We start from the raw sequence: 5,938 nt of genomic DNA, 5'->3' as shown, positions 1-5,938 counted from the left end.
CAACCGCCCATTCGCCGGCTACATGCTCTCGTTCATCCCGACCAGCTCGGGAGCGCTTCGCTTGCAGTTCGCCGGCCGCGGTCCGAATGATTCGGCCGGCCCGGTTCTCGATAACGTGCTGGTCACCGGCCAGGTTGTTCCGGAACCGGCCAATTGGCTGATGTTGATCGCCGGCTTTGGTCTGGTCGGTTTGGCGTCGCGTCGTCGTCGCAGCACGGTTGCGGCCTGACCAAAGCTGGTCCGGTCCGTCCGGTCTGCACGATCACCAGGAAAAGGGCGTCGCTCCAACGGAGCGGCGCCCTTTTCCTGTTCAGGCGGTCACCACGGAATCGCGGCGCCGCTGTAATCGATATAACGCTGGCCCGGCGGGCGTGTGGCGGCGATCACATCGGCCAGTCCGCCCACGCTGGTGGCAACATCGATATCGGCATCAGGCCCGCCCATGTCGGTTTTCACCCAGCCGGGATGCAGATTGAGCACGGCAACGCTGCGGCTGCCGACATCCTGCACCGCAAAGCCGCGGGTGAGGCTGTTGAGCGCCGCCTTTGAGGCGCTGTAGAGTTCGGCATAGCCGTGGGTGCGTCCGCCAACCGACCCCAGGATCGAGGTCATGAAGCCGATCGAGCCGCCTTCCTTCACCAGTGGCAGCAAGATACGCCCGGCGCGGATCGGGGCGATGGCATTGGTCCAGAACAAGTGCGCCATGGCATCGCGTGACACGGTGCTGGCGGTATCAGCCTTGCCGCCAGTGATGCCGGCATTGATCAGCACATGATCGAACGTCTCGCCGGCGAGGCTGCTGGCCAGTGTCGCCACGGTTTCGCTGGTGTCGATGTCGACCTGTGCGAGGCGGGCGCCGGTGGCAGCCAGCGCCGGCGACGGGCTGGCGACCACATCCCAGCCGCGGCCAATCAGCTCCGCCGTGAGGCCAAGGCCGATGCCGCGCGAAGCGCCGATGATGAGGGCGGATGGCATGTGCGTGTCTCCTGTGGTTGCAGGAGCAGTTTGGCCCGCGCCGGCGGGCGTGTCGAGTTAAAGCCCGAAGCTCTGCTTGATGCCGTCGATGACGAACTGCGCCGCCAGCGCTGCCAGCACGACGCCGAGCAGGCGGGTGAGCGCGCCTTCGAATTTGGCGCCCATCAGCTTCATGATAGGCCCGGCCGCCAGCATGCAAAGCAGGGTGAGCAGCAGCACGGTGACCAGCGCGCCGAGCACCACGGCTTCCTGCACCAGATCTCCGGTACGGGCCGAAAGCAGCATCACCGACGCGATCGAGCCTGGCCCGGCCAGCATCGGGATCGCCATCGGGAAAACCGAGATATCTTCTTCTTCAAGCGGTTTGCCGGCGGCGTCTGCAGCCGATTTTACCTCTTCGGCGCGGCTTTCGCGGCGCTGGGTGCGCTTTTCGAACACCATGTCGATGGCGATCACGAACACCATGAGGCCGCCGGCGATCTTGAACGCGGGCAGGGTGATGCCGAGCGCCGACAGAAAGGCCTCGCCGCCCAGCGCAAAAGCGATCAGCACGCCCGCTGCGATCAGGCTTGAGCGCACCGCCATGTCGAACCGGTGCTTGGGGGTGGTGCCGGCGGTGAGGCTGGAGAAGATCGGCACACAGCCAGGCGGATCGATCACCACGAACAGCGTAACGAACGCAGAGATGAACAGCTGGACGAGCGGGCCGTCGAGGGAGAGCCCGCTCACGTCGTGGCCCGCGCCCGCGCCGCCTCAAGCGTGTTCGCGAGCAGGCAGGCGATGGTCATCGGGCCGACGCCGCCCGGCACCGGGGTGATCCAGCCGGCGCGCGCCAGGGCGCCATCAAAATCGACATCGCCCACCAGGCGGGTTTTGCCATCGGCAAGGGCGATGCGGTTGATGCCGACATCGATCACGCACGCCCCCGGCTTGATCCACTCGCCCTTCACCATGCCCGGCACGCCGACGGCTGCGACCACGATATCGGCGCGCGCGACATGGCCGGCCAAATCGCGGGTGCGGCTGTGGGCGATGGTGACAGTGGCGGAAGCAGCCGTAAGCAGCGCGGCCATCGGCTTGCCGACAATGCTCGACCGGCCGATCACCAGCGCCTGCGCACCGCTGATATCACCAAGCGCATCGCGGATCAGCCGCATGCAGCCCGACGGGGTGCAGGGCACCAGCGCCGGTTGACCGATCGCGAGCTTGCCGGCGTTGATGGGCGTAAAGCCATCGACATCCTTGGCGGCATCGATGGCGGCGATCACCTTGTCGGCATCGATATGGCGCGGCAGCGGCAGTTGAACCAATATGCCATCGACCGCGTCATCGGCGTTCAACTGCGCCACCAGAGCGAGCAGATCGGCCTGCGCCGCATCGGCGGGCAGGCGATGTTCGCCTGATATAATGCCGACTTCGCGGCAGGCCTTGCCCTTGGCCCCGACATAGACGGCGCTGGCTGCATCATCGCCCACCAGCACCACGGTGAGCCCCGGCGCGCGGCCGTGGGCGGCAACGAACGCCGCGACCCCGATGGCCACCTCGGCCCGCAGCGCCGCGGCCCGGGCCTTGCCGTCGATCAGCGTCGCACTCATTTCAGCAGGACTGCCGAATCCAGCACCAGCGCCGGCACCAATATCTGCAGGCCGCGCAACAGCAGCCACAGCACCAGCGGCGACAGATCGATGCCGCCGAAATCGGGCAGGATGCGCCGGATCGGCCGCACCATCGGGCCGTAAATTCGGTCTAGCGCGTTCAGCACGCCGCTGACAAAGCGATTACGGGTGTTCACTACGTTGAAGGCGACCAGCCAGCTGGAAATTGCCCACACGATCAGCCCCCATATGACCACTTCGATGGTCATGGTGAAGATGTTCTTCACAAGGGCGACGACAGTGTTTTCCATGGTCGTGGCCCATACAGGCTGGCCCGTTCGCCGGCAATGGCGGGGTGCAAATTGCGCTGACGCCTGTACAGTGACCGCTTGCACGAGCGACAAACCGTGTTTCAAACGCTGGCCAAGTTGGAGCCGGAAGCACTGATCGCATTTGCCCGGGAACGCATCACCGGCTTCAAGGTGCCAATGAGCATAGGCTTCATCGACGTGCTGCCGCACAATCCTAGCGGCAAGATCCTAGCAGAAAACCTGCGCGATACCTGATCGGGCCGGCCGCCAACGCAAGGCGAACTGAGCCCGCAGCTCAGATGAAAAAGCAGCCCGACCGCGAGGCCGGGCTGCTTCAATATTGCCATTGGGCGAAGCGTGGTCGCCTCACTTGGGCTTTTGCATGTCTCGGCCGGCTTCTTCCAGTGCTTCGCCGGTGTTCTGGCGGGCATTGGCAGCAGCGGCTTCGGCGTTTTCACCGGCACGGTCCATGGCAGCGGCGGTATTGTCAGCAGCGTTTTCCACGGCGTCACCAGCCTTTTGCGCATTGGCGGTCGTATCATCGGCAGCCGACTGCGCGGCTTCGTTGGTTTGTTCCTTGGTCGTTTGCGAACAGGCCGCAAGCGCGAACGCCGTCATGCCGGCCAGCAAAACCTGCTTCAGTGCAATTTTCATAGTCACCATCTCCGTTGAATTTAACTTCCGACTTCCCCGGACCCGTCTTTACCCGCGCACGTTCTACCGCATCAACAGCCGCAACACCAGTGAGCCGGCTGTTGCTGGCTGTGGCGGCCTACTTTGGTGACGCGGCCGACCCAGCAAGGATGCCGCCATCGATGTGGAATTCGCTGCCAGTCACATAAGCGCTTTCGTCGCTGGCCAAATACACGGCCATGGCGGCGACCTCGTCTGCCGTGCCGAAGCGCTTCAGCGGCGTGTCGGCGACAAGGGCCTGCATCGCGGCATCGCGCTCCGCCGGCGTGCTGCCCAGCATCGGTTCCCATATCGGCGTGAAAATTGCGGCCGGGTGGATGGAATTGCAGCGGATGGTGAGGCCATTTTGCGCGCACCACAGCGCCACCGATTTGCTGTGGTTGCGCACGGCAGCCTTTGACGATGCATAAGCCGCCGCCGCCGGAATGCCGACGATGCCTGACCGTGACGAGATGTTGATGATGCTGCCGGCGCGCTGGGGCCGCATCGCCCGGATCGCGGCGCGGCAGCCCAGGAAGGTGCCATCCAGATTGACGGCATGCACGTGCCGCCAATCGGCGAGGCTGGCATGTTCGGGATCGTGCGGTACCATATGGCCGCCTTCGAGCCCGGTGATGCCGGCGTTGTTCACCAAAATATCGAGCCGCCCAACCTGCGCCATCAGCGCATCCCACGAGGCTTCATCGCACACATCGAGCACGGCGAAGCGCCCGCCGATGCTGGCCGCCACGGCCTCCCCGGCGGGATCGATATCGGTCACCCACACCAGCGCACCTTCGGCGGCAAACCGGCGCGCGATGGCTTCACCGATGCCGCGTGCGGCGCCGGTTATCAGGGCGGTCTTGCCTTTCAATCTGGTCATTCCTGCGGTTTTGCCGGCGCAGTGACTGCGGTCAAGCCGAACCTGCCGGGGGCTTGCCAGCCGTTACAAAACTGTCTTGCAAACGTCATGCGGTCTTCACCTGCGATGGTTAACGATACCGTGTCCAGAACAGGGAAAATTCATGCGCTATCTGCTTCTTGCTGCTGCCGTACTGGCTGCTGTTCCGGCGCCTGCCGCTGTCACCTTTGCGGGCAAGATCGACGTTGCCGGCAATGCGACGGATCGTTCGACGTTGGGCAATGGCCCCAACCTCAACCGCCTCAGCTTTGGCTCGGACATGATCTATGATCAAAGCCGGCGCGTGTTTTATGGCATCAGCGATCGCGGCCCCGGCGGCGGCACCATCGATTGGGCGCCGCGCATCGAAACCTTCAAGGTTGATACCGCTGCCAATGGCGCGATCAGCAATTTTCGCGTGGTGGACACCATCGTGTTTCGCCAGGCCAATGGCCAGGTGTTCAGCGGCCTGAATCCCAGCCGCTTGCCCGGCGGCGCCGGCGTACTGGGCAACGCGCTGGATTCCGAAGGCATTGCGCGCTTGCCGGGCGGCAATTTTCTGGTGGCCGACGAATATGGGCCGTCGGTGTATGAAACCAAAGCCAACGGCACGTTTTTGCGGGCCTTTACCCAGCCGGGCAACCTGCTGCCGCGCAATGCCGCCGGTAATCTCGATTTTGCCAACGGCCGGCCAACAATCACGTCGGGCCGGCAGGACAATCGCGGTTACGAAGGCCTGACCATTTCGGGCGACGGCACCACCGCGTGGGGCATCCTGCAGGATCCGCTGGTGAACGAAGGCGCCAGCAACGATGGCCGCCGTAGCCGCAATCTGCGCATCGTGCAGTTCGATGTCGCCACTGGCCAATCCACCGGCCAGTTCGCCTACCAGCTGGAAAGCATCACCGGCATCAACGCCCGGCTGGCCTCCAACCCGTTCAGCGCCACCAACCAGGGCCGCAGCATCGGCGTGTCGTCGATCACCTGGATCGGCGGCACCAGCTTTCTGGTGATCGAACGCGATAATCGCGGCCAGGGCCCCGATACACTGATCAGCCCCAACGGCCCGGTGGGCACCAAGCGGGTTTATCTGATCGATCTGGCCGGTGCGACCGACATTTCCGGAACCAGCCTGGCCGGCAGCAGTGCCTTGCCCGGCGGCGTGCAGCCGGTGAGCAAGCTGCTGTTCCTTGATGTGCAGGCAGCGCTGCTGGCGGCGGGCGAAATCATGCCGGAAAAACTGGAGGGCCTGGCCATTGGTCCGCGGCTGGCCGGCGGCGGTTTTGCGCTCGTGCTGGCCACCGACAATGATTTTTCAGTGACGCAGAACGACAGCGGCATCCAGTTTGATGTGTGCACCGATGGCACCGCGGCGTTCACGCAGGTCGCGCTGGGTGCGCTGTGCCCGCGGGGTCAGGCGCTGGTGCCGTCGCGGCTGTACAGCTTTGCGGTGACTGGCGCCGATGCTGCCCGGTTTGGGTCGT

General features: G+C 64.5%; 9 protein-coding genes. 3 read left to right on the top strand and 6 right to left on the bottom strand.

The features are described 5' to 3' along the window. Nucleotides 1-229 (top strand): PEPxxWA-CTERM sorting domain-containing protein (locus ACESL8_RS03685; RefSeq protein ID WP_372916083.1); only part of this gene is annotated, 229 nt, incomplete at its 5' end. 89 nt (nt 230-318) lie between these two features. Here ACESL8_RS03685 and ACESL8_RS03680 read toward each other — a convergent pair. Genes ACESL8_RS03680 through ACESL8_RS03665 form a run of 4 tightly spaced genes read right to left on the bottom strand, consistent with a single transcriptional unit; the run spans nt 319 to nt 2,881 of the window. Next, entirely contained in the window at nt 319-975 is a 657-nt protein-coding gene (locus ACESL8_RS03680; protein WP_372916081.1) for an SDR family NAD(P)-dependent oxidoreductase, read from the bottom strand. A 57-nt stretch (nt 976-1,032) separates the two neighbouring features. Beyond that, nucleotides 1,033-1,704: a MarC family protein gene (locus tag ACESL8_RS03675; protein WP_372916079.1), complete on the bottom strand. Its 672-nt coding sequence runs from the start codon at nt 1,702-1,704 to the stop codon at nt 1,033-1,035. Beyond that, the gene (gene folD / locus ACESL8_RS03670; protein ID WP_372916077.1) at nt 1,701-2,570 is read right to left on the bottom strand and encodes a bifunctional methylenetetrahydrofolate dehydrogenase/methenyltetrahydrofolate cyclohydrolase FolD; all 870 of its coding nucleotides are present in this window, start codon (nt 2,568-2,570) and stop codon (nt 1,701-1,703) included. The genes ACESL8_RS03675 and folD overlap by 4 nt, the downstream gene beginning before the upstream one ends. Then, entirely contained in the window at nt 2,567-2,881 is a 315-nt protein-coding gene (locus ACESL8_RS03665) for a YggT family protein (RefSeq protein ID WP_372916075.1), read from the bottom strand. Before ACESL8_RS03665 ends, folD begins: the two co-directional genes overlap by 4 nt. Nucleotides 2,882-2,977: 96 nt before the next feature. On the opposite strand from ACESL8_RS03665, the gene ACESL8_RS03660 reads away from it, so the two are divergent. Further along, the gene (locus ACESL8_RS03660) at nt 2,978-3,136 is read left to right on the top strand and encodes a hypothetical protein (protein WP_372916073.1); all 159 of its coding nucleotides are present in this window, start codon (nt 2,978-2,980) and stop codon (nt 3,134-3,136) included. Nucleotides 3,137-3,247: 111 nt separating this feature from the next. Here the strand turns inward: ACESL8_RS03660 and ACESL8_RS03655 are convergent, their stop codons facing one another. Both ACESL8_RS03655 and ACESL8_RS03650 read right to left on the bottom strand, forming a co-directional pair. Next, nucleotides 3,248-3,535 (bottom strand): hypothetical protein, encoded by a 288-nt coding sequence (locus ACESL8_RS03655; protein ID WP_372916071.1) that lies wholly within the window; start codon nt 3,533-3,535, stop codon nt 3,248-3,250. A gap of 118 nt (nt 3,536-3,653) precedes the next feature. After that, the gene (locus tag ACESL8_RS03650; protein WP_372916069.1) at nt 3,654-4,436 is read right to left on the bottom strand and encodes an SDR family oxidoreductase; all 783 of its coding nucleotides are present in this window, start codon (nt 4,434-4,436) and stop codon (nt 3,654-3,656) included. Nucleotides 4,437-4,578: 142 nt separating this feature from the next. On the opposite strand from ACESL8_RS03650, the gene ACESL8_RS03645 reads away from it, so the two are divergent. Continuing rightward, nucleotides 4,579-5,938, top strand: a 1,360-nt coding sequence (locus tag ACESL8_RS03645; protein WP_372916067.1) for an esterase-like activity of phytase family protein, incomplete at its 3' end; no start/stop codon positions are given.

Origin of the sequence: Sandarakinorhabdus sp. (genome assembly GCF_041689835.1) — a bacterium.
Classification (GTDB): Bacteria; Pseudomonadota; Alphaproteobacteria; order Sphingomonadales; family Sphingomonadaceae; genus Sandarakinorhabdus.
The sequence above is the reverse complement of the archived record's forward strand: the minus strand, read 5'-3'. Positions and strand labels throughout refer to the sequence as shown.